A 255-nucleotide genomic window follows, 5' to 3' on the forward strand; every position below is an offset into this window, starting at 1 on the left:
GCTCCATCCGTCGAGGATCAGGTGGTGGACGGTGAGCACGAGGTGGTGGCGGTCCGGTCCGGTGCGGACCAGGACGAGGCGCAGGAGCGGGGCCCGGGCGAGGTCGAAGGGCCGGGCGCGCTCCTCGTCGGCCAGGGCGGCGAGGCGGTCGGCGAGGCGCGCGGCGAGGCGGTCGGCGCGGGCATCCTCGTCCGGGGCGTCCTCGTGCGGCGCATCCTGGCTCGACGGCGCCCCGGTCCAGTCGAGGCGTGCGAG

General features: G+C 77.6%; 1 protein-coding gene. It reads right to left on the reverse strand.

Features of this window, described 5'->3' with window-relative positions; translation table 11 throughout:
* Positions 1-255: condensation domain-containing protein (locus ACLBYB_RS33585; protein WP_447701464.1), on the reverse strand; the 255-nt coding region annotated here is incomplete at both ends.

Source organism: Methylobacterium sp. D54C (genome assembly GCF_053345595.1).